This is a genomic window from Myxococcus sp. CA056, from assembly GCF_013336715.1.
Taxonomy (GTDB): domain Bacteria; phylum Myxococcota; class Myxococcia; order Myxococcales; family Myxococcaceae; genus Myxococcus; species Myxococcus llanfairpwllgwyngyllgogerychwyrndrobwllllantysiliogogogochensis.
On record NZ_JABUMT010000009.1, the window covers coordinates 97,752 to 113,913 of the forward strand.

General features: G+C 65.5%; 14 protein-coding genes. 8 read left to right on the forward strand and 6 right to left on the reverse strand.

Going from position 1 to position 16,162, the window contains the following annotated elements; all coding sequences use genetic code 11:
• Window positions 1-34: 34 nt before the first annotated feature.
• The 3 genes from HUA76_RS29890 to HUA76_RS29900 are packed head-to-tail and all read left to right on the forward strand — an operon-like array spanning window position 35 to window position 2,616.
• Window positions 35-730 carry a thioredoxin family protein gene (locus HUA76_RS29890; protein WP_174462749.1) on the forward strand — a complete coding sequence of 232 codons (696 nt, stop codon included), beginning with the start codon at window positions 35-37 and terminating at the stop codon, window positions 728-730.
• Window positions 720-1,052 (forward strand): hypothetical protein, encoded by a 333-nt coding sequence (locus HUA76_RS29895; RefSeq protein ID WP_174462750.1) that lies wholly within the window; start codon window positions 720-722, stop codon window positions 1,050-1,052. Before HUA76_RS29890 ends, HUA76_RS29895 begins: the two co-directional genes overlap by 11 nt.
• A gap of 10 nt (window positions 1,053-1,062) precedes the next feature.
• Window positions 1,063-2,616 carry a hypothetical protein gene (locus HUA76_RS29900; RefSeq protein WP_174462751.1) on the forward strand — a complete coding sequence of 518 codons (1,554 nt, stop codon included), beginning with the start codon at window positions 1,063-1,065 and terminating at the stop codon, window positions 2,614-2,616.
• A gap of 65 nt (window positions 2,617-2,681) precedes the next feature.
• Here the strand turns inward: HUA76_RS29900 and HUA76_RS29905 are convergent, their stop codons facing one another.
• On the reverse strand, window positions 2,682-3,218 hold the full coding sequence (locus HUA76_RS29905) for a GNAT family N-acetyltransferase (RefSeq protein ID WP_174462752.1): 537 nt from the start codon (window positions 3,216-3,218) through the stop codon (window positions 2,682-2,684).
• A gap of 168 nt (window positions 3,219-3,386) precedes the next feature.
• Here HUA76_RS29905 and HUA76_RS29910 point away from each other — a divergent pair, with 168 nt between their 5' ends.
• Both HUA76_RS29910 and HUA76_RS29915 read left to right on the forward strand, forming a co-directional pair.
• Window positions 3,387-3,815, forward strand: a complete 429-nt coding sequence (locus tag HUA76_RS29910) for an ester cyclase (protein WP_174462753.1) — start codon at window positions 3,387-3,389, stop codon at window positions 3,813-3,815.
• 420 nt (window positions 3,816-4,235) lie between these two features.
• Complete coding sequence (locus tag HUA76_RS29915; RefSeq protein WP_174462754.1) at window positions 4,236-4,379, forward strand: hypothetical protein; 144 nt, start codon at window positions 4,236-4,238, stop codon at window positions 4,377-4,379.
• Between the two features lie 89 nt (window positions 4,380-4,468).
• Here the strand turns inward: HUA76_RS29915 and HUA76_RS29920 are convergent, their stop codons facing one another.
• Window positions 4,469-6,979 carry an RCC1 domain-containing protein gene (locus HUA76_RS29920; RefSeq protein WP_174462853.1) on the reverse strand — a complete coding sequence of 837 codons (2,511 nt, stop codon included), beginning with the start codon at window positions 6,977-6,979 and terminating at the stop codon, window positions 4,469-4,471.
• Window positions 6,980-8,100: 1,121 nt separating this feature from the next.
• Here HUA76_RS29920 and HUA76_RS29925 point away from each other — a divergent pair.
• The gene (locus HUA76_RS29925) at window positions 8,101-9,804 is read left to right on the forward strand and encodes a serine hydrolase (protein ID WP_174462755.1); all 1,704 of its coding nucleotides are present in this window, start codon (window positions 8,101-8,103) and stop codon (window positions 9,802-9,804) included.
• 36 nt (window positions 9,805-9,840) lie between these two features.
• Here the strand turns inward: HUA76_RS29925 and HUA76_RS29930 are convergent, their stop codons facing one another.
• Window positions 9,841-11,094: a serine hydrolase gene (locus HUA76_RS29930; RefSeq protein WP_217440408.1), complete on the reverse strand. Its 1,254-nt coding sequence runs from the start codon at window positions 11,092-11,094 to the stop codon at window positions 9,841-9,843.
• A 150-nt stretch (window positions 11,095-11,244) separates the two neighbouring features.
• Between HUA76_RS29930 and HUA76_RS29935 the strand changes: the two genes are divergently transcribed.
• Entirely contained in the window at window positions 11,245-12,021 is a 777-nt protein-coding gene (locus HUA76_RS29935; protein ID WP_174462757.1) for a class I SAM-dependent methyltransferase, read from the forward strand.
• A 139-nt stretch (window positions 12,022-12,160) separates the two neighbouring features.
• Complete coding sequence (locus HUA76_RS29940; protein ID WP_174462758.1) at window positions 12,161-13,018, forward strand: hypothetical protein; 858 nt, start codon at window positions 12,161-12,163, stop codon at window positions 13,016-13,018.
• Window positions 13,019-13,136: 118 nt separating this feature from the next.
• Here HUA76_RS29940 and HUA76_RS29945 read toward each other — a convergent pair whose 3' ends face one another.
• The 3 genes from HUA76_RS29945 to gspG form a co-directional block, all read right to left on the reverse strand.
• On the reverse strand, window positions 13,137-14,789 hold the full coding sequence (locus tag HUA76_RS29945; protein ID WP_174462759.1) for an alpha/beta hydrolase-fold protein: 1,653 nt from the start codon (window positions 14,787-14,789) through the stop codon (window positions 13,137-13,139).
• A 270-nt stretch (window positions 14,790-15,059) separates the two neighbouring features.
• Entirely contained in the window at window positions 15,060-15,389 is a 330-nt protein-coding gene (locus HUA76_RS29950; protein ID WP_141643927.1) for a hypothetical protein, read from the reverse strand.
• Between the two features lie 306 nt (window positions 15,390-15,695).
• Window positions 15,696-16,115 (reverse strand): type II secretion system major pseudopilin GspG, encoded by a 420-nt coding sequence (gene gspG, locus HUA76_RS29955; protein ID WP_174456432.1) that lies wholly within the window; start codon window positions 16,113-16,115, stop codon window positions 15,696-15,698.
• Window positions 16,116-16,162 lie beyond the last annotated feature (47 nt).

The window sequence follows — 16,162 nt, forward strand, 5'->3', positions numbered from 1 at the left end:
CCAATCCCCGTGGAGGAATCACGTGACACCCGTCATGACGGAATCGAAGAGCGAGTGGCTCGCCGCACGCAAGGAACTGCTGGCGAGGGAGAAGGCCCTCATGCGCATGCACGATGAGCTGAGCGCCACACGCCGCGCCCTCCCCTGGCTGCGCGTGGCCGAGCCCTATGTGTTCGACGGCCCCGACGGTCAGGAGACGCTGGCGCAGCTCTTCGCGGGCCGAAGCCAGCTGGTCGTCTATCACTTCATGTTCGCGCCAGAGTGGGAGGCGGGCTGCAAGAACTGTTCGTTCTGGGCGGACTCCTTCAACGGAGTCATCGAGCACCTGGCCCAGCGGGACGTGAGCTTCGTCGCCATCTCCCGCGCGGCACTGCCCAAGCTGCAGGCGTTCCAGCAGCGAATGGGCTGGCGCTTCAAGTGGCTGTCATCCCAGGCCAACACCTTCAACTTCGACTTCAACGTGTCGTTCCACCCGGACGAACGGGAGCGCGGCGAAGCCGTCTACAACTACGGACCGCTACGGGAGTCCAACTCAGACATGCCCGGCATCAGCGCCTTCGCGAAGGACGAGCGCGGCGACGTCTTCCACACCTACGGGACCTACGGACGAGGCATCGAGGTCATCAACACGGCCTACCAGGTCCTCGACCTCGTCTCGAAGGGCCGTGACGAGGACGGACTGCCTTGGCCGATGCAGTGGGTGCGACTGAGAGACCAGTATGGCCGCTGACCCGTTGACACGCCGCCCGGCGGTGGTCGCGCCGGGCGTGTCGCTGGCCCTGGGGCTGCTGGCCGCGCTCATCCCGAAGTGCCCCCTGTGCATTGCCGCGTACCTGTCGCTGCTCGGGGTGACGGTCGGCGTGGCTGGAGTCATCGGGACACACCTGCGACTCGTGGGCTTCACCGTGGCGGCCCTCTCGCTGGGGTTCATCCTCGTTCGTCGCCTGCGCGGTACCCCACCACCTCCAGGGGTTGTTGGAGACGGGCCGCGACGCCCCACTCAGGACCCGGCGTCTGGTGGCGACGCTGCACACGCGCCACCTGCTTGCTAGCGTAGCGCGCATGCGAAGACCCATTGTGCTCGTGCTCTTTCCGCTGCTCTCGACGTTCGCCTGCGCGCCCATGGCCTCCGAACCCGATGACGAGGGCACCCGGACTGGCGAGGCGGCGCGGGCGGCCACGACTCCGCTCCGCGCGAAGGCGCTCGGCCGGATGCGGAACGCGGCGAAGTACTTCCATGACCAGGTGGCACGTCAGGGCGGCTATGCGTGGCATCACAATGCCAACAACCTGAGCGAGCGCTGGGGCGACATCCAGCTCGACGAAGAGCAGATCATGATTCAGTCGCCCGGCACGTCGGACGTGGTGATTGCGTTCGTCGAAGCGGCCCTCGCCGACCCGGCCACACCCGCGCTCAAGACGTATGCGACGGATGCGGCGATGGCGCTGCGTCATGGGCAGGTGAAGTCGGGAGGCTGGCGGCTCTACGCGGACTTCAAGGCGACGCCGACGCTGAAGGCGTGCTACCGCCACACCACGGCGAGCTGTAGCTGCGGCGGCTGTACGACGACGACCTACGACGACCAGACCACCCAGAACGCGCTCATCGCGATGATGCGCGCCGACCAGCTCCTCGGGTTCGCGCACACGGATATCTCCGACGCCTCGTCCTATGCCCGCACGCGGGTGGAGACCTCGCAGTTCCCGACGAATGGCGGCTTCCCCCAGGGCTTCACCGGTCCCGTCGCCGCGCGGCCGGCGCTCACGGCCAGCTACCCGCCCTCCATCGGGACCTCGTGTGGCCTCGCGAACTGTTATGCGAATACCTACACCCACGAGTACTGGGATGACCCGACCCTGAACGACAACCTCGCGACGGCCTTCGTGGAGATGCTGAACTGGGCCCAGGAAATCTATCCCGCGCAGGCCACGACCTATCAGGGCATGCGCACCGCGTTCGGGGGATTCCTTCGCCGGGCGCAGATGCCCCAGCCCCAGCCCGCCTGGGCGCAGCAATATGACATCCAGATGCAGCCGCGCTGGGCGCGCAACTGGGAGGTTCCAGCCATCGCCGGTCAGGAGAGTCAGGACGCCATGTGGGCGCTGCTTCGTCTCTACCAGCTCGACCCCAGTGTGCCGGCGAACCGCGACGCGGTCGGCACCGCGCTCGCGTACCTGGAGACCGTCGACCATGCGAACGACACACTCATCCACCGCTACATCGAACTGGATGACACCGCTCCGGCGAACACGGGCTTCTTCACGGTGAAGCCCGGCGGCTACCCTGTGCGGTTCTCCCAGGCCCCGCCGACCTACCAGAACTATGGGTGGGAGGGTCCGTCCCAGCTCGTCGCCCTCCGCGCGGAGTACAACCGGCTGGCGAGCGACACGACGGTGATGAAGCGCTCGTGCCAGCAACTCCGCGCCGACACGGCCCAGGCCGTGGATGCGACGGTGAACAACGAGAAGTGGCTCACGACCTACAGCCCGAGCGGTCCGCGAAGTGGCGCCACGCCGGGTGACTATCTCGACACGAGCACGTTCGTGCGGAACCTGCGCACGCTGGCCGAGTTCGTCACCCGCACGACGACCGACTGCACCGCCTGGAACTATTGAGGGGCGTGGCCTTCAAGCCATCCCCCCTGCGCCGAGCAGCGAAAGCCCCTGAGCCGCGGGCGGGCTCAGGGCCCCATCGGGCGCAGGCGCGCGTAGAGCGCCTGGTCATGCACGGTGCCGTCCTTGACGGCGCTGCGCCGCAACAGGCCCTCGCGCTGGAAGCCCGCCTTCTCCAGCACCCGACACGACGCGACGTTGTCGGCGAAGGGCAGCGCGAACAGGCGGAGGAAGTCGCTGTTCGCGAAGGTCCAGGAAGAGAACGCGTCGAGCGCGCGGCTGACGATTCCCCGGCCCCACAGCGACTGCCCGAGCCAGTACCCCACCTCCGCCGAATAGCACTCGATGTCCTTGCCGGGAATCAGCCCCATGGAGCCCACCGCGGCGCCGTCCACCTCGATGGCGAAGTCCGTGGGAGGCAGCACCGCTCCCGCGTAACTCACCCACCCCGCGGCATCCTCGGCCGTGTAGGGGTGGGGAAACCGGTCACGGAGGTTGCGCCACACCTCGCGGTTGTTGGCGTGCTGAACCAGGGACGCCTCGTCACCGCGTCGCCAGGGGCGCAGGACACAGGGACCACATTCGATGCGAAGCGGCAGGGACATGGGAGGAATACGATTCCAAGAGCGTGGTGTTGCCTCAAGGGAATAGACGCGTCACGCGCCCTGGAGCGGCCAAGCGGGCATGACGCGCGGCCGCTGTCCGATTCGTGCAAGACGCGCGCGGAAGCCATGGAGAGACTCCCACATCCACGCTCCTTCCCAGGACATCCGATGCTCATTTCCGCCAAGGACGCCGCACGCCGGTTCTACCCGCGGCTCGAAGAAGCCATCCACTCCGGCGACTTCAGCCTCCTGGATGACGTCATCCAGCACGACGCCATCGACCATCATCCGGACCCCGACATGAAGCCCGGGCGCGAGGGCATTAAAGAGGCCTTCGCCGGCTTGCGGACCGCGTTTCCCGACGTTCGCTTCGTGCTCGAGGACCTGGTCGCGGAGGGTGACAAGGTCGCCTGTCGCGTCCTGACCCGAGCCACCCACCTGGGACCCTTCATGGGATTCGCGCCGACGGGACTCCCGGTGGCCTACACCGTCCTCGACCTGCTGCGCTTCTCCGCCGACGGCCGGCTGCTCGAACGTTGGGGGCTCGTGGAAGAGTCCCACCTGCGTCAGCAGCTCGCACGCGCCCCGCGCCGCTGAGGGGAATAGCCATGGCATGCGGGCAACCGCGGCCCCGTGGATCCAAAAGGAAGGTTGGGTCATGGGGCCGGGAGAACGAACAGCCGCTGTCCGCATGTCCGGTCGACCGCATGCACGCGCCAGCGTAGGTTGATCGAACCTTCCGCGCGGTCCGAGCCCCAACGAACATGGACGACGCAGCGACCTTCGTGCTCTTGACGTTCGTGGTGTCTCACTGGCCGCTACCCTCGTCGCCATCGCTGTCCAGGTCCGGCGTCGCGGCGTCGGCACGAAGTCAGGCGCGCTCGCGGGCAAGGGCTTCATCGTACTCGGCCTCTGTGTGTCGGTGGCCGCAGCCCTCCTCTCGGTCGAAATTCAGTACACCCTCACGGGCTTGCCTGACATCGACCTCACCCCTTGACTCCCAATGATTCGCGGCCGTTGGGGAAACCCCTCCAGCCCGACGAGGTCCTCGGCCTCACCGGAGGCGTGCAGGCCATGGCCTGGGGCAACAACTGCGACGGCCAACTCGGTGACGGCACCGCGTTCGACGCGCTCATGCCCGTCCAACTCCTGATGTACTGATTCCGGGAGAGCCACGGTGCGAGCATGTTCCTCGAAGAACATGCTCGCACCGTCGAAACCGTGCCCGCGGACGGAGGGGCCGGCACCTTTCAGAGCAAGAACGAGGGGGTAGCCGTCAGACCGCTCGTCGGCACGCCGCTCCCGAGCTGGCCGGAGTCATTTCTTCCCCAGACCCAGACGGTGCCATCCTGCCGCAGACCCACGAAGTGGGCTCCACCGACGGCCACACTACGCCCACTATCCAGCGTGCCAGCTTGCATCGGAACATTGGATGGCTGTCCTTGGCCGCCAAACACTCCCCAGGTCCAGAAAGTTCCGTTGGTCAGAATCGCCGCCGATTGTTCGCCACCGGCCGCCACGCTCTTCACGCCGCTCAGTCCCTGGACTTGCACAGGCCAATACGCGCCATTGTAGGTGCCATCTCCCAATTGACCGTTGCTGTTGGCACCCCACGCCCACACGCTTCCGTCATCGCGGAGAACCATCGAGTGGTCAGACCCCGCGGCTACGGCCTGTACGCCGATCAGGTCAGGTACTGGGCCCGCGTACCGGTACGTGCTGGAGTCGCTGCGGCCCAGTTGACCGGCGGCGTTGTCGCCCCAGGTCCAGGCGCTGGGATCATGACTCCGTATGCCCATGGAGTGGCTCGTTCCCGCCGCGATGGCACTCGAGCCATACATCCCATTCACGAGAGAAGGGATGGATCTCGAAACGATGGTGGCGTCGCCCAACTGCCCGAAGAAGTTGTAGCCCCAGGCCCTGATGATTCCATCGGAGTACAACGCCAACGAATGGAGATGGCCTGCGGCCACGGTCAACGCGCCACCAAAGCCCTGTACTGGAACAGGTGTGAGTCGACTGGTGAGGGTGCCGTCACCCAATTGTCCGCTGAAATTGTCCCCCCAGGCCCAGATAGAGCCATCGGTGCGTACCGCGAGCGAGTGTCGCGGTCCGGTGGCGATGGCAACGACGTTGGACAATCCTTGCACCTGCGTGAGCAGCGAGATTGTCGAGGTCGTGCCATTCCCCAGCTGCCCAAGGTTGTTCTGGCCCCATCCCCAGACAGTGCCGTCAGAGCGCAGCGCCAGTGAGTGCTCACCACTCGCGGCCACGGCCTCCACGTTGCTCAGTCCCTCGAACCTCATCGGGACGGTTTGATACCCGAAGCTCCCATCCGCGCGCTCTCCTTGGGAGTTGCGCCCCCAGGCCCAGGCGGTGCCGTTGGAGCGCACCGCCAACGAATGGAACCCACCCGCCGAAATGGCAACTGCACTGGTCAGGCCTTGCACTTGCACGGGTGTGGAGCGATTCGTCGTGGTTCCATCTCCCAGCTGGCCACCAGAGTTGCTGCCCCAGGCCCACGCGGTACCGTTCGCATCTACCGCCAGCGAGTGGCCGTCGAAGCCAGCGGATACGGCCTTCACATCACCCACCCCCGGCACGTGTAGCGGCAACGATTCGTTGGTCGTGGAGCCATTCCCCAATTGGCCCTGGGTGTTACTACCCCAGGCCCACACCGTGCCATTCGAGAGGACGGCCAGGGAGTGTGAGTTACCTCCATCCATGGCCACGACACCGCTCACCGTCTGCACCAGAACCGGCGAGGAACGATGGGTCGTGCTGGCATCCCCCAACTGGCCGGAGCTGTTGTAGCCCCAAGCGAACAGGCGACCATCCGCATGCAAGGCAAGTGAGTGAGAACCGCCTGCGGACGCGGCCACGATGTCGCTCAGTCCCTGTACCTGCACCGGCACGGCACGCCCCAACAAAGAGCCATCCCCCAATTGCCCGTAGGGGTTCGCGCCCCAAGACCAGACGGTGCCATCGGAGCGCAGTGCCAGCGAGTGGTAGCTGCCAGCAGAGACAGCCACGACTCCGGTCAAGTCTCGCACCTGGACCGGAGTATCGCGCTCGGTATAGGTAGCATCTCCCAACTGGCCGAAGGTGTTGTCTCCCCAGGCCCACACCGTGCCATTGGAATCCACGGCCACGGCATGAGAGCCACCTGCGGCCACGGTCACAATCCCGCTCAGTCCCTGAACCTGCACTGGAATGAACCGGCCGGGAGTGTAGGTCCCCCCTCCAGTCGGACCAACACCCGAAGTCCAGACCGTGCCATTTGTTCGCAATGCCAGGGAATAGCTGAGTCCCGCCACGACCTCGACAGGCTGTTGCACGGTCACCGTCTGGATCGCTGTGTAGTCGGAGTATGTGCCACCGAGCGTCAGCTTGCCCCTGGACCGGTACTCATAGGTACCAGCGCTGACGAGAAGGACCTTGAAGTTGGACGGATTCGTGCGGCGAACCACGGTCCATGCAGTGGTTCCCTGCTTCCGATACTCGAAAAAGCTCTCGGGACTGTCGCCCAATTCGGGATCGTGGCAGCCGGAGCAGGGCAGCGTCCCCGTGGATACAGTCAACACCCTCCCCCTCGAGTCAAGGGGAGAGACACTGGCAACGTAGGGGTAGACCTTGTAGGTTTTCGGTGTCAGGGAAGACGTATTGGAACCCGAATAGGCCACGGGCGCCTCGACGCAATCCGTGGCGAGACGGTAGTTGGTGGAGAAGTCGGTGGCAGTGCAGTAGTTCACGCCGCCCATGCTGGCTGTATACTCGACTCGGTATCTGGTCATCGCGATACCTGAGCCGGGGTGCGTGTACGTTCCAATCTGCGTCACGACGAGAGGGACAGTCTGTTGCATACCGCCCACGAGTTTCACCCTCCCGTAACTGCTGCTGGATGCGGCGTTGAAGGCAATGTCGGAGGGCGTGTCGTGCGTCCAGGCAACGCGGATGGCGCTGGGCTGTGGAGCGCCCGGGTTGCAGGTTGTGTATTCGAGAGAAAATCCTTGATAGGTGATGCTGTGGTTGTCGATGTAGTCATCGATGCAGCCAGGATAGTCTAGCGCTACCCAGGAGTCGGTGCTCTCCTTGAGGGAAGGCGGGTGCTCATGGCCAGAAGCATCGACGTATCCGCCTCGGGTCGCTTCACCTCGAGGAAAGGACGGCCCGACGAGAGGGGAGAAAGCAGGCTGTGCTTCTGATGTAGGACTACCAGGCACCGCAGGGTCCTGTTTTGTACACCCAACCGTGTTGATTACAAGCAGATGGCACACTGCGAGAAGTAAGGCAGAAAGTTTCATTATAACTGGCCTCGTGTTGGATGTGCTTCGCTATCAACGACTCCCGCCCTGTCGAAAACGAAGAGGGAAGCCAATCATGGCATATCCTGCTCGGAGGGTCTGGGTATTGAGCTGCCCTGCTCACGTACATCCACCTAGACAGGACGACGCGGTGGCGAGGGGCGAGCCCGACGGCACCGTGGGCCGCTGGGACCTCGACACGCCATCCCACGCCTGAAAGCCGCCTCGAGCGCCAGGACAGGTGACACGGCCGCATTCGCGCGGGGCTTCATGGGCATGTCAACCCATTCCCGGACTTTCGAAGTCCTCGAGAGATTCATGCTCCATGCCCCCGCGACGGGCCGCTACGTCACGAAGAGCATCAACGTGATGGGACCTGGCCGCGGTGCGCATCCCCGTCCTGGGCCGCGCGGAACGGCCCTGAGCCTCTGCGGGCCCGGCGGCTCACCGCCTGAAACGCGCGGTTCACCGACGCCTGGCGGGGCTTCGCAGATATGCCCCGCGCGGGGCGGAGGGCTCGGGAATCCTCCCTCTCGTCGCGGGGCGGCTCGACGTCCCGCTCGAGGAGCCTCCTTCGCATGCGACTTCCCCGTTCCCTACTCCTGCTGGCCCTCGTCGTTCAGTGGGTCCTTCCCGGAAGCATCGCCAGTGCCCAGACGCCACGGGGCTCTCGGGCCCAGCGTCATTCACGCGTCGACGCCATCTTCTCGCCATGGAGCGGCAAGGCCACGCCCGGCTGCGCGGTGGGTGTCTCTCGCGACGGCGTGGTGGACTACGCGCGGGGCCACGGCATGGCGAATCTGGAATACGACGTCCCCATCACGCCGCGCTCCGTCTTCAATCTGGCCTCTGTCACCAAGCAGTTCACCGCGTACTCCATCGGGCTGCTCTCACAAGACGGCAAGTTGTCGCTGGACGACGACATCCGCAAATACCTGCCGGAGATACCTGACTACGGCAAGACCATCACCATCGCGCACCTGATGCACCACACCAACGGGTTGCGCGAGCAGGGTCAGTTGCTGAGCCTTGCCGGCTTGCGCGGCGACGACCTGAACACCGAGGCGGACATCCTCGACGTGCTGACCCGGCAACGCGGTGTGAACTTCGAGCCGGGGACGGAAATCCTGTATGGCAATGCCGCGTACACATTGCTGGCGGTCATCGTGCACCGCGTCTCCGGCAAGCCCCTGCGGGCATTCGCCGACGAGCGGCTCTTCAAGCCGCTCGGAATGACCGACACCGGGTTCCAGGAAGACCACAACGCGGTCGTTCCCAGGCGCGCCATGGGCTACTTCCCCCGCGAGAGCGGCTGGGGAATCAGCATGCCCAACAACGACCACTACGGCGCCAGCAATCTGCTCTCCACTGTCAGTGATTTGCTGAAGTGGGAGCAGAACCTGCTCGATGGGCGCGTCGGCGGGCCGGCCTTGAAGGCGCTGATGCAGACCTCCGGCAAGCTGAACAATGGCACCGAGACGCGTTATGGCGGTGGCTTGCATGTGGCGGAGCATCGCGGTCTGCGCACGGTGCGACATGACGGCACGGGTTCCGGCTTCCGCACGGAGGCCGTCCTCTTCCCCGACCAACGGCTGGCCATCGTCGCGTTGTGCAACAACGGCTCGATTGCGGTCACGGACCTCGTGTGGAAGGTGGCCGAGGTGTATCTGGGTGACCTCCTGAAGGACACCCTGCCGCCCGCCGTCGCATTTCCGGAGGCGGAGCTGTCCGCGCTCGCCGGCAACTACTGGAGTCCCCTGACGGATGAAGTCGTGCGACTGGAGGTCAAGGACGGAGCGCTGCGCGAGGTCGGCATGCCCAAGGCCTTCGTCCATATCGGCGATGGCGCGTTCCGCCCGGGCGAGTCGACGCATGTCTGGCGCTTCGTGGCGCCAAAGCCCCAGGCCCCACGCGAGCTGCGCATCCGGGATGCCTGGCCTACGACGAGGGACTTCATCCGCCTGAGCGCGCCCATGCCCACGCCCCCAGACCTGGCGGCGTTCGTCGGCCAGTATCGCGGCGAGGAGGTCGCCATGACCTACACGGTGCGCATCGCGGACGGAAAACTGGCCGTGCGCTGGCCCCGTCGGGACGAGGTCGTGCTGGAGCCCGTGGGTGGGGACCGGTTCATCGGCTCGCTCGGAGCGGTGACCTTCACACGGGCGGCCTCCGGAGGCGTGGATGGATTGCTGGTCAGCAGCCGACGCCTGCGCCGGTTTCGCGCGGAGCGCATGGAGGCACCGCGACCCACGGGGGCGGCTCGCCAGGCTTCCGGCCCCTGAACAGCGGCTCTCTGGCCGGCCCACTTCGCTCGAGGCTCAGGGCCGTCCCGCGCGGTCCAGGATGGGCACGAGCACCGCGGCCAGGTCTCCCATCACATTGATGCTCCCCGTGACGTAGCGGCCCGTCGCGGGGACATGGAGCATGAAGCTCTGGTAGCCCGCCGTGCCGCCCAGATGCCCGACGGCGGCAACGCCTTGGGACTCGAGCCGCATCACTCCGAGCCCGTAGCCGACCAGTCGGGACTCGGGGTCGGGCGCCGATTGGAACGCGACCATGGCCTCCAGCGTCTCCCTGCGCTCGAAGAGCGCACCAGCGCGCAGCTTTTTCCAGAAGGTGAGGAGGTCGGAGACGGTGGTCACTAGGGCGTGACCGCCAGAAGCCCCAGCCATCGACGGGTCGACGACGGTGAGGTCCGCCAGCGCACCGTCGAAGGGAACGTAGCCACGCGCGCAGGGCGCCGGGCAGTCCAGGTCTCCCGGCTCGGGCACGCGTGTGTGGGAAAGCCCCGCTCGCTCGATGACCCGCTCTCGGACAATCTCGCGCCAGCTCCGGCCTTCCGCGGCCGAGAGGATTTCGCCGAGGAGCACGTAGTTGGTGTTCGAGTAGCCATACTGGGAACCGGGAGGAAACGCCGAGGGCCGCGCTCCGGAGATGCCGAGAATCTCCTCGAGCGTCCAGCGGTGCTCCGGGTCCGCCATGATGGCCATGTTCGTCTCGTCGGTGACCCACTCCGGAATACCCGAGCGGTGACCGAGCAGCATGGCCACGGTGATGGCCCCCGCATTCTCGATACGGTCCGTCACGCTCGCTGGCAGTCGCTCCGTCAGGGTGTCATCCAGCGCGAGCGTGCGCCGTTCAACGGACTGGAGCACCGCGGTGGCGATCAGGCTCTTGAGGATGCTGCCCGCACGGAAGCGGTGCTGCGCGGACATGGGCTGATTCCGCTCGACGTCGGCGACGCCAGCGACACCCAGCCACATCGGGCCTTTGTCCGAGGCAACGGCCAGCGAGACCCCAGGCGTCACGCCCTTGGCGACGGCGTCCTCGAGAATGGCTTGAAGGTCCGCGTGCAGCGTCGTGGGTTCTTCTTCGTCGTCGCCGCAACCACTGACGGCTCCGGCCAGGGCGAGGAACAGGACGAGGGAGAGCGAGGTGAAGCTCGGCCGTCGCGCGGGCCCCTGTTCGAGTGAATCACCGTGGCGGACTTCGAGACTCCGGGTGTGGATGTTCATGCACAGGGAACACCGCTCGGCTGCGGAGGTGTCACCCCCCTCTCTGAGGTCGAACATGACAAACCCAATCATGGACCGGGAGAATCCTGACTCACGCAGGGTAGAACCTACCGACGAACGCCCTGAATGTCCTCGGCACGCTGGCCCGCGCGAAGAAAGGACAGGTCTCCACCACGACGCACGGAGCCTCGCGATAGAAGCCAGGGCATGTCGCGAACGTACGAGGAACTGGAAGCCGAGGCCGCGAGTGCCTCCGTGGAAGGCTGGGACTTCTCCTGGCTGAACGGTCGCGCCACCGAGCAACGCCCGTCCTGGGGCTATCAGCGGCAACTGGGTGAGCGAATGGCCCGAGCCTCCGCCGCGCTCGATATCCAGACCGGCGGTGGCGAGGTGCTCGCGGGTGTGCCGAAGCGGCCTCCCCTCACCGTGGCGACCGAGTCGTGGCCACCCAATGTCGCGAAGGCAACAAAGCGGCTGCACCCGCTCGGCGTGGTCGTCGTCGCCGACTCCGACGAGCCACCCCTCCCCTTCGCCGACAGCGCCTTCGACCTGGTCGTCAGCCGCCACCCGGTGACGACATGGTGGACGGAGATTGCCCGCGTCCTCCAACCCGGCGGAACCTATTTCTCCCAGCAGGTCGGCCCCGCCAGCGTCTTCGAGCTCGTGGAGTTCTTCCTCGGCCCCCTGCCCGCCGAAATCCACCGCAGGCGCCACCCCGACGACGCACGTGCCCAGGCGGAGTCCGCCGGACTCCAGGTCATCGACCTGCGGCTGGAGTCCCTGCGCACCGAGTTCTTCGACATCGGCGCGGTCATCTACTTCCTGCGCAAGGTCATCTGGATGGTCCCGGACTTCACCGTCGAGCGCTACCGCCCCCAGCTCCGGGCCCTCCACGAGCGCATCCAGCGCGACGGCCCCTTCGTCGCCCGCACGACACGCTTCCTCATCGAGGCACACAAGCCCAGCACATCCTCCAACAGGTAAGGCTTCAGGGACGGACGTCGCCACGGACCTCTGGCGATAGGGAAACGGGGCAGGTCATTTACACGCCCAGTGTGAATTGGCGATATTCCAGAGAAGTCCTGATAGTCATGCCTATCTGGACTCAGACCGCGAGGCACACATGTCCCGGAAGAGTGCATTGGTTTCAGGCAGTTCCTTCGTCCAAACAACGCTCCTGCTGCTCACCCTGAGCGCGAGCCCCGTGTATGCGGCGGGAACATTCATGGGGGCGTGGGACCTGAATGGAGATGGCACGCTGGAGTCCGTCTACAACAACCTGAGCTACATCGAGGTCCAACAAACGAATGGCGGCAATCGCACGTATCCCATCTCGACGGGCGCCTGGACGTTCCTTCAGGCGACGGACATGGATGGCACGCCGGGCGCCGAGCTGGCCTTCAACGCGGGAAACCTGGTCCGGGTCATCACGCACCGGACCGCGGCGACACGCGACTATCCCATCTCCGGCGGGGCCTGGGCTCCGATTGGCTTCAGCAACATGGATGGACTCGCGGGCCAGGAGCTGGCCGTCAACGCGGGGAGCTTCGTCCGGGTCATCACCCACCGGCTCTCGGCGACACGCGACTATGCCATCTCCGGGGGCGCGTGGACGCCGCTTGGCTTTCATGACCTGACCGGCGACGGAGCGACTGAACTGCCCATCAACACGGGCGCCGCCATTCGAATCATCGACCACCAGGCGTCAGGGACTCGTGACTACCCCATCTCCAGCGGCACCTGGGCGCTGATGGGCGTCGCCGACACGAATGGACAGCCGGGCGCCGAGTTGATCATCAACAACGTCTCGTACGTGAGGATCATCCGGGACGCCAGCCGCGCCACGCGGGACTACCCCATCGCCGGATTCTGGACCCTGCAGATGATCGCCAACATCGACGGCCTGGCCGGGGACGAAGTCGTGATCAGCACCAGCTCCTCCACCAAGACCATCTACGACGCCCAGGGAATCATCCGCTAGTCATTAACGAGAACATCCGGCGGCACCGGCGCGGAGGATATCCAACCCCCACGCCGGGCCGCCGGTGTGACCTGCACCGCGGCTTCGGACCTCATCTCCGTCCGGAGAGAGATGAACCTCAGGGGCGCTGCTGCGCGAGCATCCAGCTCAACACCTTCGGGTCCTGGTAGACGCGGTCCCAGATTTCATGGCCGCCGTCATGAAAGAGGGTGAAGAGCACCGGGCGCTCGGGAGGATTCCCATTCGCATCCTGGGCCGTCTGGCCGTCGACCCAGTCCCACCGCCCCAGTGCCGGGCGGAAGAACGCGGTCTGCGCCCGAGGCGGATAGGTGTACGTGTCCATGACGGTTCCCGTGGCCCCCATGGCCTGTCCCAGCCGGGTGAACCATTCGCGTGTCCCCGAATACGAGACGGGGTCGTTGATGGCGTGTGAGCCCCAGACCGGGAGGTTGGCGTCCACCATGGCCTGCGCGCGAGCGGCGGAGGCGCCGTAGCCTCCGTTGCACACGGGAACCGCGGCCGCCAGCTTCGCGGGGAAGCTCTGCGCATAGGAGAACGTGCCCGCGCCGCCCATGCTGAGGCCCGTCAGGTACACGCGCTTCCTGTCCACCTTGTACGTCGACAGGATTCGCTCGATGAAGGGGTTCAGGCTGTCCAGGGCCTCCTGGTCGTTCCAGTAGCTGCTGGTGCTCGTCTGGGGCGACACGAGGATGAAGGGATAGTCCTTCCCATTCTTGTCGATGTACGACTGGAGCCCCATGTTCCGGACGCGCTTGAGCTGGTTGGTGCCGCCGTCGCCTCGCTCACCCGCGCCGTGCAGGAAGATGACGATGGGCCAGTTCGTGGCCGCGTTGTAGCCCGGCGGCAGGTACACGACGTAGCCATAGTTCCCCGGGAGCGTGCTCGTGGTGTCCCTGTAGATTTCAGTGGTCGTGCCTCGCCCGGTGCTGGCGGGCTCCACCCGCACCTTGGTGCGTGAGGTGGCCGTGGCCCCCTGGTCATCCGTCACGAGCAGGTCGAACTCGTAGAGCCCCGCCACCAGGCCCGAGGCCGTGGCGGTCAGGGTGCTCGCGCCCGTCAGCGTGGCGGTGTTCGGCCCGGAGAACTGGGTCCACTGCCGGGAGACCACCGTTCCGTCCGAGTCGCTCGCCGTGCCGGTGAGCTGCGCGGACGACGTGGGCAGCACCACCGTCTGGTCCAGGCCCGCCGAGGCCGTGGGAGGCACGTTGGCGGGCGGGCCCACCGGCGCGCCATAGATGACGATTTCGTTCGACGCTCCGTACATGGTGCGCGCGAAGTGGATGTAGCGCGTGCGCTGGCCCACGGGCACCAGTTGCCACGTCTCCCACAGGGTGGTGTTGATGGTGAAGGTGGAGGTCCATGCACCCGGCGCCCCCACACGGAAGGAGACCGAGCCATTGTGGTCGTACGTGTCGAACACGCCGACTTCCGTCACGTCGTGGAGCTGGCCCAGGTCGATGATGAAACCCATGGGGTACTGGGTCTCGCTGTAGACGACGTTGCCCCAGGTCGTCGCGGGCTTGAAGGTCGAGCCCGCGCGCGGGTCACCTATCAGCGCCTGCTCGTCATAGAGGTTTTGATAGACGCCCAGCGTCGGGCGGACGCCGTCCGGTTGGACCATCGCCGGAGTGATGGCCAGCTTCTGTCCCACGAGCGGCGAGGCCGTGGAGGAGAGGGCCTGCTCGGCGCCACCCTCCTCGGGAACTCCACATCCGACCAGCAACACGCCCAGCGAGGCGAAACCACGCATCCATACGTCACGAAGCCGCGAACGAATCACAGAGCCTCCTCATTCAGAGATGGTGAGGAGGGACAAGCAATCCTGACTAATCTCGAATGTCCAGATTAATCAATTTCTGATGTTCTTGTTCCCCGGAAGGCACCGTCAGCCGGCAATTCGTGGTCATTTCGCAACCATATTGCTGTGGTATAACATATTCTCTTGACGAGATGGCGCTCCGACGTCCCGGGGCCTCCCGGCCACGGCCGAGAGGTCCCTTGGGATGCCCGCAGTGACAGCTCAGCAGGTCTTTCTGATGAGCGCCTGACAGTGCTTGATGGCCTGGGCGATGGTACAGCCGGTGGCCGTGCAATGCGGCCGCCCCGTGTTCGGATGTCTGCAGTAATTGAGCACCACCCAGCAGGCGAGATTGTCCTCGTCCACGCTCATATTGGCGACTTCGGCGTCCGGTGCCTGCTCGCCCGGCTCAGCCGTCCGCTGTTCGATGACCAGCTCGCGGCCATCCTCGGTGGTCATCACCTGGCCGGTCTCCGGCGGGCTCGCCTCATCAGTGCCACAGCCGACGAGCGGCATCATTGCCAGGAACATTCCCAGGAACAGCTTCTTCATGGTCAGGCCTTTCTCTTGGACAAGAGGACGCCCCACGGGCGCCACCGGAGGTTCGGATGAAATCCGGCCTTCGATGCCTAAACCGCGAAACAATAAAACACAAACACCATGACCCAATCGACAGACATGAGACATTCAGGATGTAGCATTCTGGCGGTATGAGCCAGGAGAGCCCAGACAGGTGCCCCGCTCGCTGCGGGGAGAGCATGCGGGGTCTGGCCCCAACGACTCGGCACCGCGATGCGGGCGGTGCCGGAGGGAACAAGCGGGCCCGCCATGTTCCCCGCACCCGTCGGATGGGCGGACTCAGCCCTTCTGGGAGTTCGCGGGCGCAGAGGAGATGTCCGCGTCCTCTCCCTCGCCACCCACGGTGCCGTCCGCTCCGTAGGAGATGACGACGGGCCGGCCTCCCTCGTTGAGATACACGTAGTCGTTCTGCCACGGGTCCTTGGGGAGCTGCTCCAGGGTCCGACTCTCCACCAACGCGCCGAGCCCGGATTGCGTGTCTGGGAAGCGGCCCTTCTTCGAGTAGTGGAGCTTGAGCGCGGTTTCGATGGTCTTGATATCCAACGAGGCCCGGTCTCCCCTCGCCTCGCCCAACGTCGGAATGACAGCCACCCCGACGGCCGCGGCGATGAGGCCAAGGATGGTGATGACCACCATGATTTCAATGAGCGTCATGCCGCGATTGCGACGGCGCTGCTGCCTGGACTTGTTCTGGTTCATGTCTGTTCTTCACCTCATGTGACGGAATGGCAGGCCCCCACCTCGCC

Coding starts and splice junctions, on each gene's coding strand:
- HUA76_RS29890 (WP_174462749.1), top strand. CDS start 35: ATGACGGAATCGAAGAGCGAGTGGCTCGCCGCACGCAAGGAACTGCTG.
- HUA76_RS29895 (WP_174462750.1), top strand. CDS start 720: ATGGCCGCTGACCCGTTGACACGCCGCCCGGCGGTGGTCGCGCCGGGC.
- HUA76_RS29900 (WP_174462751.1), top strand. CDS start 1,063: ATGCGAAGACCCATTGTGCTCGTGCTCTTTCCGCTGCTCTCGACGTTC.
- HUA76_RS29905 (WP_174462752.1), bottom strand. CDS start 3,218: ATGTCCCTGCCGCTTCGCATCGAATGTGGTCCCTGTGTCCTGCGCCCC.
- HUA76_RS29910 (WP_174462753.1), top strand. CDS start 3,387: ATGCTCATTTCCGCCAAGGACGCCGCACGCCGGTTCTACCCGCGGCTC.
- HUA76_RS29920 (WP_174462853.1), bottom strand. CDS start 6,979: ATGGGCGGCGTGAACTACTGCACTGCCACCGACTTCTCCACCAACTAC.
- HUA76_RS29925 (WP_174462755.1), top strand. CDS start 8,101: ATGCGACTTCCCCGTTCCCTACTCCTGCTGGCCCTCGTCGTTCAGTGG.
- HUA76_RS29930 (WP_217440408.1), bottom strand. CDS start 11,094: ATGTTCGACCTCAGAGAGGGGGGTGACACCTCCGCAGCCGAGCGGTGT.
- HUA76_RS29935 (WP_174462757.1), top strand. CDS start 11,245: ATGTCGCGAACGTACGAGGAACTGGAAGCCGAGGCCGCGAGTGCCTCC.
- HUA76_RS29940 (WP_174462758.1), top strand. CDS start 12,161: ATGTCCCGGAAGAGTGCATTGGTTTCAGGCAGTTCCTTCGTCCAAACA.
- HUA76_RS29945 (WP_174462759.1), bottom strand. CDS start 14,789: ATGCGTGGTTTCGCCTCGCTGGGCGTGTTGCTGGTCGGATGTGGAGTT.
- HUA76_RS29950 (WP_141643927.1), bottom strand. CDS start 15,389: ATGAAGAAGCTGTTCCTGGGAATGTTCCTGGCAATGATGCCGCTCGTC.
- gspG (WP_174456432.1), bottom strand. CDS start 16,115: ATGAACCAGAACAAGTCCAGGCAGCAGCGCCGTCGCAATCGCGGCATG.